This is a genomic window from Streptomyces sp. NBC_01294, from assembly GCF_035917235.1.
GTDB classification, from domain to species: domain Bacteria; phylum Actinomycetota; class Actinomycetes; order Streptomycetales; family Streptomycetaceae; genus Streptomyces; species Streptomyces caledonius.
The window spans coordinates 7,833,260-7,849,739 of record NZ_CP108423.1 but is presented as its reverse complement, the minus strand read 5'-3'; the positions used below and the strand labels follow the sequence as shown (position 1 = coordinate 7,849,739).

The following is a 16,480-nucleotide window of genomic DNA, read 5'->3' as shown; positions in this document are numbered from 1 at the left end:
CTCGGCGCGGATTCGGCATGTTCGGGACAGTCGGCCCGTCGTTGACCTTGGGGGCTCCTCAGCGGGGCTCAGCCGCCTCCTCCTTCGCCGGCGCTGCGGTCGGCACCCACGACGAGCGCTGAGCGGTGCCGCCCGCGGCTCCCGGCAGCCGCGGGCGGTTGGCCGGATCGTTCGGCCATGGGCGGGAGTTGGTGGGTACCATGGCCAGGCTCGTGCCGCGCAGGGGAGACAGCGGGAATGTCGGTCCGCTATTACCTGTACATCAGTGACGCCAAGGTCGACATGCTGCTGTCGCAGATCGATCCGGCATGGGGGCGCAAGCGGGTCACGGAGCTGAGCCTCGGGCTGACCGTGGCGGGCGCGAAGCGGAGCATCGAGGCTCCCGGGGCCGACCGCGTCGCCCGGCTGGAGCGCGTACCGCGTCACCTGGAGGATCACGCCGACCTCGGGCACGTGGACGAGCCGGGGCAGTACGTCCACGGGGTCCTGCCGATGCAGTGGGGCGCGATCGGCGACGGCGGCACCGTCCACTTCGGCGGCCGCAGCGAGCACACCGTCGTCGGGCTGGGCGGCTCCGCCGGACACCTCCTCGGTACCGTGGCGGCGGCCCCGCCCGAGCAGAGCCTGCTGAGCGCCTCGCTCCCGCCCGTCCTGCTCGACCGACTGGCGGCGCTCGCCCCGCAGGACGCGGCCGCCGACCCCGAGGCCCTCGTCGACCCACTCGGCGAACACGCGCGGGTGATCCTCGACCCGGCGCACGTACAGGCAGTTGACCACGTTCGGATGCAGGCCGAGCCCGACCCAGGTGCCGCCTCGCCCTCGAAGCGGGCGCGCTGCGCGGCCGTGGCGGCCGGCTCCGAACGCGGCACCTTGATCGCGAGATCCGTGTTCCACTCGCGGTGCCGGACCCGGTACACCAGCCCCATGCCGCCGCCGTCGAGCACGTCGAGCACCTCGTACAGCCCGAGGACGACATCGCCGCGCTTCCAGCTCCCCACGGTCATGGCCACCTACCTTGCGTGCCGTACAAGGGAGTTGACAAGCCGATTGCGGGCGGGCCGCCCCGCTCGTCTCACCTGGGCGGAGCCGGCTCCCGGCGCTGTCAGCGGCGTGCCGCAGGATGACCGTATGAACGATCTTGTGACGAACCTGTTCGAACCCGGCAACGACTGGAGCGGCCGCACCCGCGAACGGCTCACCGGCCTGTCGCCCGACCTGACCGAACTGCTGCTGCACCTCGCGACGGCCGATGCGTTCTGGAACTGGCGCTACAAGGTCGACGCGGTGTGGAAGCGGCGGGCGAAGGCACTGCTCAAGGCGGACGGCGCCGCTGAACTGGTGCGCTACGCGGTGCGCGAACTGGCCCGGGACGGGTCCTTCCACAACATGAGCGACCCCGACGCGGTGATCCGCGACCTCGGGCAGGTCAAGCCGCCCTCCCGGGCCCGCAGCCTGGCGATCGGCTTCCTCCTCGCCGCCGGCTGGCTGCGCGAGGACACCGACGGACTGAGCGCCGCCCTCGCCCTCGTCGCGCGCAAGAACGCGCAGGCCATGGACACCTACTACCGCGTGGACCACGGCATCGCCGGCGCCGCGTTCACCGCCCTCGGCGATCTGCCCGGCCCCGGCGCCATGGAGGCGCTGTGGACCCTGCACTACCAGGTCACCACCTCGATGCATCCGCATGGCGTCCTGGTGAAGTCCGTGAAGCGGGCCGCGGCCCGCCTCGGGGTACCCTCGCACGAACGGGCCGAACGCACCGTGTCCCGCCACGGCCTGGAACCCGACCGGACGCTGACGATCGGCTGGATCGGGCGCGGCGCACTGTGGTGGAACGCCTCGATCGACGCGGTGATCACCCTGGAGGACAACGGCCGGGTCACCGTCGAGTGGACCGATGGGGACCGGGTCACCCGCACCACGGCCCCCTTCCGCTGCCCGAACGGCTACAAGACCCCGATGCGGGCCGACAGCATCACCCTGGTCCAGCGCACCGCGAAGCGGATCGAGGAGACCGTGGCGGAGGAGCGCCGGCGGCTCGGCGCGCAGGCCGCCGAGGCCCGGACCCTGAGCTGGCCGGACTGGGTCCACTACTACCGGGACCACCCCGTCACCGGCGTGGTGACGCGCTCGCTGGCCTGGGAGTACCAACTCCCCGGCGACCCCGCCCACCACCCCCTGGACCCGGCCGCGGAACCCACCGCGCTCCCGTCCGCGACCAGGATCCGCCTGCGGCCGGCGACGGTACCGTCCGGGTGAGCCGAGGGGCCCGGCGGCCCGGGCGCGCACCGTGGTGCCGCACCGCACGCCACCTGTGGCGTCGAGGCATTCGGGACGGTCCCGCTTCACCGGGCAGGGCATGCGGTGAGTTCGGAGCATACGAGTCCGTCATCCAGTTCCCGGGACCGGAGCTGAAGGAGTACGCGGCGGTCGGTTCGACCTCGGACTGCGCCCTCGTTTCCGTCTCCCCCGAGACGAGCCGAGCCACCGCGGTGCGGAACTCCCATGCGCTCCGCCCCAGCTGTTGGTCGTTCGGGGGGCGACCGTGGAACCTGGCGTTGGGGACCGCGTCAGCCCTTGGCGTCCCGGCCGCCGGGGGTGAAGGTCACCGGCAGGCTCAGGGGGCCGCGCAGGCCGCCCGGGCGCCAGCGGATCTCGTCCGGAGCCACGGCAAGAGCGAGTCCGGGGAGGCGGCGCAGGGCGGTGCCGATGGCGATGTGTCCCTCCAGCCGGGCCAGCGGGGCGCCCAGGCAGTAGTGGATGCCGTGCCCGAACGCGAGGTGGGCGTTGTCCTGCCGGGTGACGTCCAGGCGGTCGGGGTCGGGGAACCGTGCCGGGTCGCGGTCGGCGATGGCCGAGGCGATCAGTACGGTCGCGCCGCGCGGGATGGCCACGCCCGCGATCTCGACGTCCTCGCGCGCGAACCGGGCGATGCCGGGGCTGACCGGGCCGTCGTAGCGGAGGAACTCCTCGATCGCGCCCGCCGGCAGTTCGGGGTCGGCGCGCAGCAGGTCGAGCTGGCCGGGGTGGGCGAGCAGCATGGCGATGCCGCCGGCGATCAGGTTGACCGTGGTGATGTAGCCGGCGGCCAGCAGCAGGAACACCATGGCGATCAACTCGTCTTCGGTGAGCCGCTGTTCCTCGTCCCGGGCGGTGATGAGGCCGCTGAGCAGGTCGTCGCCGGGGTGAGCCCGTTTGGCCCGGATCAGCTCGGTCACGTAGGCGCGCATGTGCTGCCACGCCTCGTTCACCACGGCGGGGTCCGGCGGCTCCGCGCCCCGCATGATCATGCGGTCGGTCCAGCGCTGGAAGTCGTGACGGTCGTCCACCGGCACCCCGAGCAGTTCGCTGATGACCGTGACCGGGAGCGGCAGCGCGAAGTCCGCGACGAGATCGGCGCGGCCGGCCGGGACGACCTTGTCCAGCAGCTGGTCGGTGAGGAACTGGATCCGGGGCCGCATCTCGGCCACCCTGCGCGCGGTGAACGCCTTGGAGACCAGGCGGCGCAGGCGGGTGTGGTCGGGCGGGTCGCTGCGGAGCATGTTGCTCAGCATCGACTCGCGCTCCGTGTCGGGCAGCTGCGCCAGGAGCCGGGTGTCCGAGGCGTCGCGTACGTCACTGCTGAGGCGCGGGTCGGACAGGGCCTCCAGACCGTCCTCGTAACGGGTGACGATCCAGGCGTCCAGGCCGCCCGCGATGACGACCCGGCGCACCGGGCCGTCCTCGCGCAGTCGCCGGTACAGCGAGAAGGGGTCCGCGACGAAGGCCGGGTCGGCGTAGGGCAGAAGGACCGGCCGCTCGCTCATGATGCCTCCAGGAGTACGTCAGCCTCGCTACGGAAAGTGAGGATATATGCCTGAATCGTGATGAATGCAGGTTTCCCGGTCCTGCGCGTCGGCGTCCGCGCACGTCCGCGGTCACCCCGCACCGGCCACCGGGCCCGCCAGCCGGCCGGCCGCTCCCCCGGCGCATGTGGCCGCGGTCACATGGGGGCGGCGTCACATCCGGGGCGGCTGCGCGGTCCTCGCTTCGGAAGCGAGAGAAGGGATCGTCAGGATGAGGACCGTCATCGTGTGCGTCTCCGTGTCGCACGGCAATACCCGTCGCGTCGCCGACACCATGGCCCCGGTACTGGGCGCGAAGGTCGTCGCCCCCGCGGAGGTCGACCTGGGGGAACTGGCCGGCGCCGACCTCGTGGGGTTCGGCTCGGGCGTCGGCGGCATCAACAGGCAGCGGCCGGACACCGGGGACCTGGCCGCCGCGCGGGCGTTCGCGGAACGACTGCGGGACGGGAGCGGTCCGGTGTCCTGACGGGACGCGGCGCTTGCCCCCGTCGTCACTCGTGCCGCAGGCTCGTGATCAGGTCGCGGGGCAGACCATGGGTGTCGTGGAGGTAGTGGAAGTCCTCCTCGGTCAGCGGGCCTTGGAAGCGGGGGCGGGCGAGGACCGTCCGACCACGCTCCAGGAGCCGACGGAACCGGCGCTCCTCCTCCAGCAGCATCCCCAGCACGTCGCCCGGGCGCACGTCCTGCCGGAAGTGGTCCAGGGTGTGCTGGACCAGTTCCTCCGGCAGGTCTTCGACACCTCGCGAGGGATCGTCCCGCCACAGCACGGTGAGCACCCGCCGCACCAGGCGGCGCAGTACGTAGCCCCGTCCGGTGCCGGCCGGGCGCACGCCGTCGCCGAGCACCACGACGGCCGAGCGCAGGTGGTCGCAGACCAGACGCAGGGACCGTTCGTCCAGGGGCCACAGGGCCGGCACGAGGCGGCGCCAGGGGTCGAAGACGTCGCACTCGAACACGGACGACTTGCCCTGGAGCAGTGAGGCCAGCCGTTCCAGGCCGAGTCCGGTGTCGACGTTGCGCTGGGGAAGGGGCACGAGGGAACCGTCGTCGAGCCGGCGGTGGCTCATCGTCACGTGGTTCCACACCTCCACCCAGCGGTCGTCGCGGGTGGGTGTCGACCGGGGCGGGCCGTCGCCGCTCCAGAGGAAGATCTCCGAGTCGGGGCCGCACGGTCCGACGGGTCCGTTGGACCACCAGTTGTCCTCCACGGTGAGTTCGACGGGGACCCCGCGGTCCTGCCACAGCCGAAGGGAATCGGTGTCCGGTCGGGTCCGGCCGCCGTCGCCGGCGTAGGCGGTGGCGTGCAGCAGGCCGGGGTCGATGCCCAGTCCCTCGGTCAGCAGCCCGTAGGCCCAGTCGAGACTGAGCGGGCCGTCGTAGTCGCCCAGCGACCAGGTGCCGAGCATCTCGAAGACCGTGAGGTGGGTGGCGTCGCCGACCTCCTCCAGGTCCGTGGTGCGCAGACAGCGCTGTACGTTGACCAGCCGCTTGCCCAGCGGATGGGGGCGGCCCTCCAGGTACGGAGTGAGGGGGTGCATGCCGGAGGTGGTGAACAGGACAGGGTCGCCGGGCGGTGGCAGCAGCGTCGAGCCGCCGATCCGGCGATGGCCGCGCTCTTCGAAGTACTCGACGAACGTGCTGATCAGGTCTTCCGTCCTCATGAGGTGGACTCCTTCGCGTCACAGCGGGGAGGCACCGGAGAACGGGACCGTTCAGTCATCCGACCGGGGCAGGGGTGCCACGGCACTACCGACGGACCGTTTCCGGTCGCCGGGGAGAGGGGAACGTCAGGCGGCGGCAACCGGCGAGCTGGTCGCTCGCGCGGTCGCGGTGGTGTGGAAGCCGATGACGTTCATGGCGGGACCATAACGCGGCGCTGCCCGCCGAAGCACACGATTTTCCCGGCAGTGAGGCCCTGCCCGGCCCCGACGCAGCGCTTGCCGTACCGCCTGGCAGCAGGAGGCGCCGGATCCCCTCCGTCACCCACCCGATTCACGTGCGCGGAGTGCAGGAGGTGACCCCGCTCCCAGGATCGCGGGCCCCCCACCCCCGTGGGGGAGTCCGTTCCCGCGGGAACCTTCCGCACTCCGCGCCGGAGATGACCCCGTTTCCCGGGGTCACGACTGACACGACTGACACGTCTGACACGTCTGACACGTCTGACACACATCGCACGGCCCGCCCGCACGAGACACCCGTACCAACCCGACCGACCTGGCCACGTTATGGCCGAGAAGGTGCCTCGGCCCATGGCACCGCGCGCCAGCAAGGGGACCCAACGCGCCACAAGGGGACTCTCCACGCCGTGATGGGGACACGAGGTCCCAAGCACCGCCACTCATCTGGTATTTCGTGCTGGTCTATGCTCAACCCCTGTGGTCTCGCATGCACATCAGGGAACAACCTCCTCCGCCCTCACCCGGCTGAACGTCAACGCCGTACGTATGCTGGGCATACCCGCGGCTGGATACGCACACCTGCTGGGCATGGCGCCCGAGCACCTCAACGACGACCTGTGCCGACCCCCCGCGCTCACGAGCATCCGCATCGCCGAACTGGCGACCGTCCACGCCCACTGGACCGAAGTGGCCCAGCTGCTGACACAGCAGTCGGCCATCGGCACCCTCGGGGTCTGGGACTACCTGATCACCTCCGCGCCCACCCCCCTCGAAGGGATCCGGGACGCCGGGACCTACCTGGCCACCGTCGTCGACGTCAGCACGGACAACCTCCGGATCACCGAGGACGGCTACCGGATCACCATCAGCCACATCAACGAGGCCGATCTGGCCCACGAGGCGGCCTGCGCCGTCCGCGCCTGCGCGCTCGGCCTGTACCAGCGCCGTCTCGGCGAAGCCGCACAGCGGCGCCTCGTTCCCGTCCACGTCGCCCTGGCCGCCAAGGCACCCCGCCGGCACCAGGCCCTGATCGAGCTCTACGGTACGAGCTCCATCGAGTTCGAGGCCCCGGTCAGCTCCATCACCTTCCTCGCCTCCGACCTGACCGGCCCGACACCACGCGCCCAGCCCGGCCTGTCTACCGTACTGCGCAGACACGCCGAGCAGACGCTCGCCACCGCGGTCCCGCTGCACAACTGGCTGGACCTGTTCCGTACCGCCCTGGCCTCCGCCCACAACGGAACCGCTCCCGCGCTGTCCACGGTGGCGCGGCGCATGGCCGTCAGTACGCGAACCCTGCAGCGCCGCCTCGACGAACACGGCACCACGTGGAGCAACGAGGTCGAAACCATGCGCCGGGACCACATCACGCGGCTGCTCTGGAGCACCGACCTCAGCATCGACGCGATAGCCGCCCGGAGCGACTACGCCGACGCCCGCGCCCTGCGCCGGGCGGTCCACCGCTGGTACAGCACCACACCGGCCGCCCTGCGCCGCACCGGCCGCCCGCACGGCGACCGGGTGCAGGAGGCGGTTCAGTCGCCGAGGGTGGCGTCGACCGCCGCCCCCATCTCATCGTTGAAGCAGGGGAAGTGCCATTGAGCTGTTTCCAACCTGCTTGAGCACGACGGCAGTTGACGTTGGGGGTGGCGTCCAGACACACGGAAGCTCCTGGTGGACGGGCGATGCGGGCGGCCGCGGCCAAGGCGTACGTGGTCCTCGACGGGACCCGGCTGCCGATCGACCGGATCGCCGACGGCCGGCCCTCTGCTCAGGAAAGCCCAAGAGGCACGGCATGAACGTGCAGGTCATCGCCGGCCACAGCGTGCCCTCGCCCTCCGCTGACAGGGCGACATCCGCCAGGACCACGCGGACCGGGGGAATCGTTGACATGACGTGACTGAATAACATGAGGCGAGGCTGCACGTGCATGCCATTTCACTCGGGAACCCGGAGCACTCCGCCATGAAGTACACCGTTTCCATCGAGATCGCCCTGCCGCGGGAGAGGGTGGTACAGCTGCTCGCCGACCCGGCACACATGTCGAAGTGGCTGCGGGGTCTGGTACTGCACGAGCCGCTGAGTGGGGTGCACGGGCAGGTCGGTACCAAATCGCGGGTCGTGATGCAGACGGGGAAGCAGAAGTTCGAGTGCACCGAGACCATCACGCGCCGGGAACCGGCAGACCTGCGCGGGATCCCGAAAGGGCACGTCGTTCACTTCGACCGCGAGATCGTCGGCGAGGGCATGTGGAGCGCCGTGCGCGACCGGCTGACGGAAGCCGGCCCGGAGACGACGCTCTGGGTGAGCGAGAGCGAATACCGGTTCAGCGGTTTGCTGATGCGGCTGGTGGGGCTCCTGATGCCCGGCACCTTCCGCAAGCAGTCGCAACAGCACATGCAGGACTTCAAGGCCTTCGCCGAGCAGGGAAAGGACGTCCGCGAAGCGAAGGACTGATCTACGACCCATCCGCCATCGATCTGTCCAGCCGCACCCTGCAGCACCTCTCCGGCCTTCTCACAGTTCACCGACGCCGCATCGGCACCCGATGGCGTCGCCTCACCTGCGGCCGGCAGGCCGACCGGAGGCAGGGCCGCCGGCGATCCTCGAAGGCCCTCGGCCGGTCATCCGCTCCGGGTACCGGTTTGACCTGGGGAAACGGGCCGAATCCAGGGCCGGCGTACCGGCTGACCACACCGTCGCGTGCGCCTGCGCTCGTGGCCTGTCACACGCCTGTGACAGTCGGCGGACACGCTCGCGAAGTCGCCCGGCCAAGCTCTTCATACAGGAACAAACCAGGGCATTAAGCCCTCTGCTTCCGAAGCCGTGAGCAGCGATGACCGAGCCGATCCGGCGGAGGAAATCCCATGAGCCTCACCCTCACGATGCCGCAGACCCAGCCCCAGACGCAGGCCCCCGCAGTGGCACTGGCCCCGCGCGAGCAGGAGGCCCTGGGATACATCGCCGCAGGTCACACCTACCTGCAGACGGCCCGCCAGATGGGACTCTCCAAGCACACCGTCGACGCCTACCTCCGCCGCATCCGCGCCAAGCTGAACGTCCACACCACCGCCGAGCTCACCCGCCTGGCCGTGACCCTCGGCCTGTGACATCCAGTCGTCGACAGGGCACCTCCTGTTACCGACTGCGCCGATGACGCGCACGCGCGACGGAGCGGAGCGAACCGGTCGCTCACGGGGCTGGGAGGGGAACCGAGCCGGTTGAGGTCGCGACGTACGCCAGCCCGTCGTACTCCTTCGCCAGGGTGACCTGACTCAGATGGAGGCGATAGGTCCACAGCGGCGCAGCGGCGCCGAAGCTCCGCATGTCGTGACGGGCATCGAGCCACTCTCGAACGGCCCTCGGCGCACCTGCCGCACTGCGGAGTTCCAGGAAGTGGTCGCCAGGGTGGGCGCGGGCGAGCTGGGCTTCCACGGCGGTCGAGCGGGCGGGACCGATCCGGTGATCGACGACCGCGGAGGACGCGGCGCGGGTCCAGGGGCCGGGCCACATCCGACGGGCGCGGAAGGATCCGCTGCCGAACAGCAGGCCGAGCGCGTAGTACGCATCGCCGCAGCGTGCGGCCAGGTGCTCGCCCAGCGCCGCTACGGCGCCGTCGCCGCGGCTCTTGGCGATGTGGCCGTTGTGCGCCCACAGGGCGATCTTGACGGACGGTTCGTCCAGGAGTTCGCCGAGGTTGTCGGCCATGTAGCGGTCGCGCGCCGCGAAGACGGTCTGCTCCGGGTCCGTGTGCCGTGCGTCGCGCGTCACCAGGTCGGCCGCCTGCACCAGGATCCGGGCATGGCGCAGCGCGTCGTCCGCTTCGGGGCCGTGTTCCCGGAGGAACTCCAGGAGGTTCTCGGCCTCGCGCACCAGGCGACGCTCGGGATCGGGGCGCGAACCCGGATGCGCCGTGGCCAGTACACCGAGCGTGGAATGAAGCCCGGCCACCCGGTCGGGCGCCGCTTTACGCAGGAAGGAATCGAGCATCGCCAGGGAATCGCCGCACTTCTGGGGGTCGATGCCTACGAAACGTATCTTCACGTCGTCCGGCCGTCCCTGGTTGTACGTGCGCATCCAGGCGAGCATCGCCAGCACCTCCTGGGTCCGCCAGGTCCAGAACCCCAGCCCGGCAAGCACCTTGGCGGCGTCTCCGGTTCCCTCGCGTACGTACGCGTCCACGGCTTCACCCGCCGAGGCGCTCGCTTCCATGGCGAAGACCGAGAATCCCAGCTCCGTCACCAGGAACTCCAGCAGGCGGTGCTTGAGCTGGAAGAACTCGCGCGTCCCGTGGGTGGCCTCCCCCAGGCCAACGATCCGTACGCCGCCGAGCACGCTCTTCAGCGGTTGGAGGTCGGTGGTGGGCGCGCCTGCCGTCAGGCTGGTCAGCGGTAACGCGCTCCGGGCCAGCCAGGCAGTCACCTCATCGGACACGGCCATCCCCTCCGTCGCCGGCGTTTCCGCCCGAGGCTACCCAATCGGGGTGCGGAACCCGGCGGCATCGGCAGTCAGGTGGGTGTTCCGGGTCGTGTCGAAGACCCCCCGTTCGCCGAAGACCGGACGGGCAGGTGATCTCTGTCTGTGCGGATCTTCGCGTGCGAGACTGCAGGCGAGACGGGGTAGGCCGCCAGGGGAGGCACGGAGCGGTGAGGGTCTGGACGAGCACGACGATGCGGGTGTGCCTTGCTTCGGCGCTGAGCGGCGCGGTCGTGCTGTCGGCGGCGGGGTGCTCACCGGCGCTGCATCCGCTGGCCGCGGTGTACGTGGACCAAGAGGGCACTGCACACGCGCTGCTGAGACCGTGTGACGACGACGATCGGGTGCACGCCCCCCGGTTGCGGGGCTCGGTCGTCCGCGCTGCCGAAGAGGCAACGTCGGATGGGGCGCAGGACACCACACCGGAAGCAGCCCCGGCGGAGGATCCCTGGATCGGCTGGGACACCCGCGGTCTGCACGAGGCGGCGGACTTCCCGCTGTTCGCCCCGCCCTCGGGATGGGCGGCCGAGGTCCGGGGCCCACAGACCCTGCAAGCCGGCTACTCGTACGAGCTGGCGTTCTCCGATCCCCATGACGACTATGCCTACAACGGCTCGGTGACCTTTGACCCCGGGCAACTCGCGGGGGTGCCGGCCGGAGAGGTGTTGACCCTTCAAGGCACCATGACGAGAAAGGCGTTCGAGGATCTCGCGCGCAAGGTCTGTTGACCCTCCTCCTGCCTGTCCGGCGCCGTTCCGTCCAGGACCGGCTCCGGGCCGACCCGGAAAATCCCCTTCGGGGCACGGCGGCGTGCGCAGTAGCATCCCCGGATGCCGAACATCGAGACCTTGACGCCCGCGGTCGGCCGGGTCGACGCCGCCGGGCTGCGGGCGTACGACGCCGACCTGCTCGCGCGGTGCGCCGTCGACCGTGCGCAGCCCTGGTGGCGCCGAACGGCCTGCGTGGACGCGCTCACCGGCCGGGTACCCCGGGCCCGGGCGGACGAACTGCTCGCGTGCGTCCGCGACGCCGAGGACTCCGCGACGGTCCGCAAGGCCCTGCTGGGCCTCCTCTCGGACCGGGTCGAGCTCCTCCCCTGGCTGCGGCACGAGGACCGGCAGCGCGAGGGGGCGTACGGCATGTCGGAGGCGATCCTCCAGGCGCGCGGGGTCCTCGGGGACCGCGCCGCGGCGGCCGAGTTGGCGACCCTCGCGTTCAGCCCCTGGCGGAGCAGGCGGGCGGCCGGGGAGGCCGGACTGGACGCGCTCGTGGACCGGCACGGGGTGGAGGCGGTGCTCTGCGAGCTCGGTGGTGGGCGGCCGGAGGACCGGGCCGCCATCGTGTGCATGCGGGACCGTGCCGGTGAGGACGTCACCGACGCGCTCGCCGACCCCGACCCGCAGGTGGCCCACCTCGCGCAGTCGCTGCTGGCCGACCCCGACCAGATCCGCGCCTGCCTCGCCGGGGCTCCGACGGCCGACGCCGCCCTGTGGGCCGCGTACGCGCTGCACCGGATGACCGATGACGTGGCGCAGACCCGGGCCGTGTACGAGGCGTTGGGGCGCCCCCGGGTGGAGGTCGACGGCCTGGACGAGGAGCTCCGCCGGGCGATCGTGCACGAGTACGGGCACACGTGCGAGAAGCAGAGCGACCCGCGCTGGCGGATCGAGGCCCTGTGCACCGAGCCTCCGCAACCGCCGGACCAGGAGCGGCAACTGGCCCTGGCCACGGCCGCGCTGACGGCGGCGGAGCTGGCTCCCCGTACCCCGGTCTCCTGCGGCGAGGCCAACCAGCAGGGCGACGGTACCTACCACGTGATCGGGTACGGGGAGGGCGGCGGCAGCGAGGTCTTCATCAGCACGCTGGGGCGGTTCGCCGGCGACCACGAGGACGACCCCGCGGCTCGCGCCGCCCTCGAAGCGGCCGGCTTCCGCTGGATCGACGGGGCCACCGGTTCGATCCGCGTCACCGGCCTCGGCGTCTACTACTTCGGTTCGCGCGACCCTCTCAGCGTCGACACGCTGCTGTTCTACTGGCAGGACTGAGGAGGGCTGCGCGAGACGAAGACCGGCGGAGCGGATCCGGGGGACGGTTTCCGCTCGTCCCCCGGCGCGGGTGGGTGCCGGGTGCCCCGGGATGGGTGCGTCAGTCCCGCACGCCGTCGAGGGCGGTGTCGGGGATCCAGGAGCCGTGAATGCCGGCGGTGACGCGGCGGGGCAGGTGGACGGCGGCGATCCGGTCGAGGCCGGAGGCGTCCAGGACGAGGAGCTGCGAGGCGTCCTGCTTGAGGTCGGAGACCACGGTGAGCAGGTAGCCGTCGTCTTCACCGGTGGCTCCGGCGGCGGGGACGAAGACGGCCTCGCCGGGCAGCCGGGCGTCGCCGACCTCGTGGATGAGGCGGGCGCCCGTGGTGCGGTCGTACTTGACGACGCCGTAGCCGCCGAAGCCGTTCTGGTCGGGGAAGGAGACGGCGTACTGGTAGCGGTGCTCCGCGCCGAGGTACTCGTCGTTGAGGGTCGGGAACTCGACGGCCAGGTCGTCGATGATCTGCTCGTCGACGCTGCCGGCGGCCAGGTCGACGACCCAGCGCCGCGTGGAGGAGCGGGTGTTGGGTTCGGTGCCCCGGCCCGGGGCGCCGACCCACCAGTTCCAGGAGAGCCGGAAGCCCTCGCGGTCGACGGTGGGCCCTTCCAGGACGATGCGGCCCCGGCTGTCCTCGTAGGCGTTGGCGGCGTGCAGCATGTTGCCGGGCTCGATGGGGAACCAGCGGATGTGCCGGGCGCCTTCGGGACCGCGGGGCATCACGCCGATGCGGGCGGGCTGGTCGTCGTTCCAGCCGTAGGGGATGCCGGAGTGCTCGGTCGGGTCGAAGGTGACCGTGCCTTCGATGAAGACGATGTACCGGCGGGTGATGGCGAAGTCGTGCTTGAGGGAGGCCGTGGCTCCGGGGATCTCGGCGCTGTGCGTGATGTCGCCCCGGGCGTCGGCGACGTAGTACATCAGGTGGGGCGGGAAGGGCGAGGAGCCGAAGAAGTGCAGTTCGCCGGTGACCGGGTCGGCCTTGGGGTGGGCGGTCATGGCGCTGCGCAGCTTGCCGCCGAAGTCGTGGGCGCCGACGGTTTCCAGGTCCGGGGTGAGTTCGAAGGGGAAGTTGGCCTCGCACAGGGCGAGCAGGCGCCCGGCGTGCTCGATGACGTGGGTGCCGGCGGTGCTGGCGGTCAGATCGGGGCCGTGTTCGGTCATGTAGGGGGCGCCGTCCAGGGCGGGGGTGTGCACCCAGCGGTTGCGGTACCACTCGGCGCGGCCTTCGCGCAGGCGGATGCCGTGCACCATGCCGCTGCCCTTGAACCAGTGGGTGGGGGTGACACCCGGCTTGGGGTTGTGGCTGTTGCGGATGAGCCGGCCGCTCAACTCCGGCGGCAGGCTGCCCTCGACGGTCAGCCCGGTGGCGGTGACCTCGTCGACGGCGGGCTCGTAGTGGCCGGTCAGGAAAGGCTTGCGGGTCATGGCAGGAACCTCACTTCTCGATGGGCGGTGCGTGGCGCTGTGCGTGGTGTGCGGTGCGTGGTGCGTGGGCGGATCGGTGGAGGGCCGGGGCCCGGTCACGCGCTCTGCTCGGCCTGGGACTTCAGGGAGGCGAGCCAGCTCTGCAGGGACTGGTGCAGGGCCCGGCCGAGTTCCTCGGGCGCCGCGTCGACGGGGGCGCCGCTCCAGGACTCCTCGGTGTGGACGGTGACTTGCTCGCCGGTCTGCTCGAAGGTCCACACGTGGATTCCGGTGATGCCACTGGCGGGGCCGCCCCACACGATGCGCTCACCGGGGATCAGTTCGCGGACCGTGGAGGTGATGTCGAGCCCGTGGGTCTTCCAGGTGAAGGAGGAGCCGGTCGCCAGCGGGCCGTTGAGGACGGCCTGGTCGATGTCCGTGATCCAGGTCGCCCAGGCACCGATGTCGGTGTGCAGCTGCCACACGGTCTCCAGCGGGGCGTCGATCACGGTGGACAGGCGGGCGACGACGGGGGCGTTCTCGTCGATGGTGAACATGGCGGGGTTTCCTCTCGTGGTGGCGGTTGGTGCGGGTCGGTCGGGGGCGGTCGGTCGGGGTCAGGACGTCCGGGTGAGCGACGCCGCGTGCTTCGCGGCCGCGGCCGGGTCGGCTGCCCGTCCGCGTGGGCGGGCGAGGACCAGGGCGAGGAGGGCGGTGGCGGTGAGGACGGCGGCCGAGATGCCGAAGGCGGTGCGGTAGCCGGCCGTGAGCGCGTCCAGGACCGGCTGATGGGTCGCGGCCCGTGCGGTGACAGAGCCGGCGAGCGTGGTGAGTACGGCGAGTCCGATCGCGCCGCCGACCTGGCGGGTGGTGTTCACCAACCCGCCGGCCAGACCCGCGTCCGCCCGCGGCACCCCCTCGACGGAGAGCGCGGTGAGCTGCACGAAGGCGATGCCCAGGCCCAGGCCGATCAGGACGCTCGGCCCGAGTACGCCCGTGAGGTAGCTGCCCTGGGCGCCGATCCGCGAGAGCCACAAGAGCCCGCCGGCCTCGGTGAGCAGGGCCGCCGTCACGGTCGCCGTCGCTCCGAAGCGGTGCGAGATCCGCTGCGCGAGGGTGGAGCCGAGCATGATGGCTCCGGCGAGCGGAAGCTGGCCCAGGCCCGTCACCAGCGGGCTGGAGCCGAGCACCTGCTGCTGGTAGAGCGGAAGGAAGAAGAACAGGGCGATCCACACCGACCCGAAGAGCGCCATGAGCACGGTCCCGGCCGTGACCCGGCCCGTGGTGAACAGGCGCGGGGGCAGCAGCGGATGGGGGTGCCGCCGCTCGACCAGGACGAACAGCGCGAGGAGCACGGTCGCGAGGGCGAGCGCCCCGAGCACCTGCGGGTCCGTCCAGCCCGAGCGGCGCGCGGTCGTCAGTGCCCAGACGAGGGCCGTCAGCGCGAGCGACACGGTCGCGGTGCCCGGCAGGTCGAAGCGGCCTCGCTCGGTCACGGGCGCCGAGGGCGTGATCACCGCTACGGCGCCCAGGACGAGGAACGCCCCGATGGCGACGGCGTGGAAGATCCAGGGCCAGCCCCATGCCTGCGTGAGGACGCCGCCCAGGAGTACTCCGGCCGCGCCGCCGGCGCCGGAGACCGCTCCCCACACCCCCAGAGCCCTGCCCCGCCCGGGACCGGGCGGGAACAGGGCCATCACCAGCGCGAGCGCGGCCGGGGCGATCGCGGCGGCGCCGAGGCCCTGGACTGCGCGTGCGGCGATCAGGGCCGAGGACGAGGTCGCCAGGCCGGCCGCCAGGGAAGCGGCCCCGAAGAGCCCGAGGCCGGCGAGCAGGACCCGGCGAGCGCCCAGGAGGTCCGCAGCCCGGCCGCCGGCCAGCAGCAGGGCCCCGAAGGCGAGGCCGTAGGCGTTGACGACCCAGGTCGTGCCGCTGTCCGACAAGCCGACGCCGGACCGGATCCGGGGCAGGGCCACGTTCACGATCGACGTGGCGAGCATGACGGTGAACTGGGCCGCTGCCAGTGCCGCGAGCGCGGCCCCGGGGCGGGCGGTGGTTCCGGAACGCTTCCGCACGACAAGCTCCATTGTGTGGTCAACCACTCACAGATTTGGCCGAAGAAGAGGCGGGGCAGCGATGCCCCGCCAACAGCACCCGTCGGACCGGGCCGCGGGCTCAGTAGTGCCTGATGCCCGCCGACAGGGTCCGGCTCCAGGGGGCGTCCACCTGGTCCGCCCCCGTCGAGGCGATCAGGTGACACAGCATGCCGCGGGCGAAGAACTCCTGGACCTGCTGCTCACTGCCGCCCGAGGCACCCCGTACGTACTCCACCAGGCGGGCGTAGCCCTGGCGCACGACCTCGCGCACCGCCGGTTCGGAGGCCGCGGCCGCCTGCGCCTGGAGCTGGATCAGCATCAGGTCGTTGTCGCTGATCAGCCTGGCGTAGGACTCGCCCATCGCCGCCAGCACCGCTTCCGCGCTGCTCCCCGGAGCCTCGGTCGCGGCCCGCTCCAGGCTGGCCCGCACCTGCACGAAGCAGTGCTCCACCACGGCGACGAACAGCGACTCCTTGCTCGGGAACAGCCGGTAGACGTACGCCTGGGAGATGCCGGCCGCCTTGGCGACCTCGGTGGTGGTGGTACCGAAGTAGCCGCGTGCGGCGAAGGCGCCGATGGCGGTGTGCAGCACCGTCGCGCGGCGCTCTTCGGCGGTGGACAACTGGCGGGGACGTTCCGGCTTCATGTGAGTACTTAACCACTCACACTTTCGCCGGTC

Annotated in this window: 14 protein-coding genes and 1 pseudogene; 8 read left to right on the top strand and 7 right to left on the bottom strand. The window is 71.5% G+C overall.

Annotation, left to right across the window (positions count from 1 at the left end; all coding sequences use genetic code 11):
• Positions 1–237 precede the first annotated feature (237 nt).
• The gene (locus tag OG534_RS35515; RefSeq protein ID WP_326586310.1) at positions 238–2,259 is read left to right on the top strand and encodes a DUF7019 family protein; all 2,022 of its coding nucleotides are present in this window, start codon (positions 238–240) and stop codon (positions 2,257–2,259) included.
• Between the two features lie 311 nt (positions 2,260–2,570).
• Here OG534_RS35515 and OG534_RS35510 read toward each other — a convergent pair whose 3' ends face one another.
• Positions 2,571–3,806, bottom strand: a complete 1,236-nt coding sequence (locus tag OG534_RS35510; protein WP_326586311.1) for a cytochrome P450 family protein — start codon at positions 3,804–3,806, stop codon at positions 2,571–2,573.
• A gap of 250 nt (positions 3,807–4,056) precedes the next feature.
• Here OG534_RS35510 and OG534_RS35505 point away from each other — a divergent pair, with 250 nt between their 5' ends.
• Positions 4,057–4,311 (top strand): hypothetical protein, encoded by a 255-nt coding sequence (locus tag OG534_RS35505; RefSeq protein WP_326586312.1) that lies wholly within the window; start codon positions 4,057–4,059, stop codon positions 4,309–4,311.
• Between the two features lie 25 nt (positions 4,312–4,336).
• Here OG534_RS35505 and OG534_RS35500 read toward each other — a convergent pair whose 3' ends face one another.
• On the bottom strand, positions 4,337–5,506 hold the full coding sequence (locus OG534_RS35500) for an alanine--tRNA ligase-related protein (RefSeq protein ID WP_326586313.1): 1,170 nt from the start codon (positions 5,504–5,506) through the stop codon (positions 4,337–4,339).
• A gap of 783 nt (positions 5,507–6,289) precedes the next feature.
• Here OG534_RS35500 and OG534_RS35495 point away from each other — a divergent pair.
• The 4 genes and pseudogenes from OG534_RS35495 to OG534_RS35475 all read left to right on the top strand — a co-directional run bounded on the left by OG534_RS35495 (position 6,290) and on the right by OG534_RS35475 (position 8,853).
• Positions 6,290–7,345: a helix-turn-helix domain-containing protein gene (locus tag OG534_RS35495; RefSeq protein ID WP_326586314.1), complete on the top strand. Its 1,056-nt coding sequence runs from the start codon at positions 6,290–6,292 to the stop codon at positions 7,343–7,345.
• 80 nt (positions 7,346–7,425) lie between these two features.
• A pseudogene (locus OG534_RS35490) lies at positions 7,426–7,559 on the top strand (IS5/IS1182 family transposase); the annotation flags it as partial.
• A 149-nt stretch (positions 7,560–7,708) separates the two neighbouring features.
• A complete protein-coding gene (locus tag OG534_RS35485; protein WP_326586315.1) occupies positions 7,709–8,200 on the top strand; it encodes an SRPBCC family protein in 492 nt (163 codons plus the stop codon).
• Positions 8,201–8,610: 410 nt separating this feature from the next.
• On the top strand, positions 8,611–8,853 hold the full coding sequence (locus tag OG534_RS35475; protein WP_326586316.1) for a response regulator transcription factor: 243 nt from the start codon (positions 8,611–8,613) through the stop codon (positions 8,851–8,853).
• Between the two features lie 82 nt (positions 8,854–8,935).
• Here the strand turns inward: OG534_RS35475 and OG534_RS35470 are convergent, their stop codons facing one another.
• The gene (locus tag OG534_RS35470; protein WP_326593262.1) at positions 8,936–10,177 is read right to left on the bottom strand and encodes an erythromycin esterase family protein; all 1,242 of its coding nucleotides are present in this window, start codon (positions 10,175–10,177) and stop codon (positions 8,936–8,938) included.
• Between the two features lie 212 nt (positions 10,178–10,389).
• On the opposite strand from OG534_RS35470, the gene OG534_RS35465 reads away from it, so the two are divergent.
• On the top strand, positions 10,390–10,947 hold the full coding sequence (locus tag OG534_RS35465; protein ID WP_326586318.1) for a hypothetical protein: 558 nt from the start codon (positions 10,390–10,392) through the stop codon (positions 10,945–10,947).
• A 102-nt stretch (positions 10,948–11,049) separates the two neighbouring features.
• Positions 11,050–12,264 carry a hypothetical protein gene (locus tag OG534_RS35460; RefSeq protein WP_326586319.1) on the top strand — a complete coding sequence of 405 codons (1,215 nt, stop codon included), beginning with the start codon at positions 11,050–11,052 and terminating at the stop codon, positions 12,262–12,264.
• A gap of 100 nt (positions 12,265–12,364) precedes the next feature.
• On the opposite strand, the gene OG534_RS35455 is transcribed toward OG534_RS35460, so the two are convergent.
• The 4 genes from OG534_RS35455 to OG534_RS35440 all read right to left on the bottom strand — a co-directional run bounded on the left by OG534_RS35455 (position 12,365) and on the right by OG534_RS35440 (position 16,447).
• On the bottom strand, positions 12,365–13,726 hold the full coding sequence (locus OG534_RS35455) for a carotenoid oxygenase family protein (protein ID WP_326586320.1): 1,362 nt from the start codon (positions 13,724–13,726) through the stop codon (positions 12,365–12,367).
• Between the two features lie 95 nt (positions 13,727–13,821).
• Positions 13,822–14,262, bottom strand: coding sequence for an SRPBCC family protein (locus OG534_RS35450; RefSeq protein WP_326586321.1), 441 nt, complete (start codon positions 14,260–14,262; stop codon positions 13,822–13,824).
• 60 nt (positions 14,263–14,322) lie between these two features.
• Entirely contained in the window at positions 14,323–15,780 is a 1,458-nt protein-coding gene (locus OG534_RS35445) for an MFS transporter (RefSeq protein ID WP_326586322.1), read from the bottom strand.
• A 100-nt stretch (positions 15,781–15,880) separates the two neighbouring features.
• The gene (locus tag OG534_RS35440; protein ID WP_326586323.1) at positions 15,881–16,447 is read right to left on the bottom strand and encodes a TetR/AcrR family transcriptional regulator; all 567 of its coding nucleotides are present in this window, start codon (positions 16,445–16,447) and stop codon (positions 15,881–15,883) included.
• Positions 16,448–16,480: the final 33 nt, after the last annotated feature.

Coding starts and splice junctions, on each gene's coding strand:
- OG534_RS35485 (WP_326586315.1), top strand. CDS start 7,709: ATGAAGTACACCGTTTCCATCGAGATCGCCCTGCCGCGGGAGAGGGTG.
- OG534_RS35505 (WP_326586312.1), top strand. CDS start 4,057: ATGAGGACCGTCATCGTGTGCGTCTCCGTGTCGCACGGCAATACCCGT.
- OG534_RS35510 (WP_326586311.1), bottom strand. CDS start 3,806: ATGAGCGAGCGGCCGGTCCTTCTGCCCTACGCCGACCCGGCCTTCGTC.
- OG534_RS35440 (WP_326586323.1), bottom strand. CDS start 16,447: ATGAAGCCGGAACGTCCCCGCCAGTTGTCCACCGCCGAAGAGCGCCGC.
- OG534_RS35475 (WP_326586316.1), top strand. CDS start 8,611: ATGAGCCTCACCCTCACGATGCCGCAGACCCAGCCCCAGACGCAGGCC.
- OG534_RS35460 (WP_326586319.1), top strand. CDS start 11,050: ATGCCGAACATCGAGACCTTGACGCCCGCGGTCGGCCGGGTCGACGCC.
- OG534_RS35500 (WP_326586313.1), bottom strand. CDS start 5,506: ATGAGGACGGAAGACCTGATCAGCACGTTCGTCGAGTACTTCGAAGAG.
- OG534_RS35515 (WP_326586310.1), top strand. CDS start 238: ATGTCGGTCCGCTATTACCTGTACATCAGTGACGCCAAGGTCGACATG.
- OG534_RS35450 (WP_326586321.1), bottom strand. CDS start 14,262: ATGTTCACCATCGACGAGAACGCCCCCGTCGTCGCCCGCCTGTCCACC.
- OG534_RS35495 (WP_326586314.1), top strand. CDS start 6,290: ATGCTGGGCATACCCGCGGCTGGATACGCACACCTGCTGGGCATGGCG.
- OG534_RS35455 (WP_326586320.1), bottom strand. CDS start 13,726: ATGACCCGCAAGCCTTTCCTGACCGGCCACTACGAGCCCGCCGTCGAC.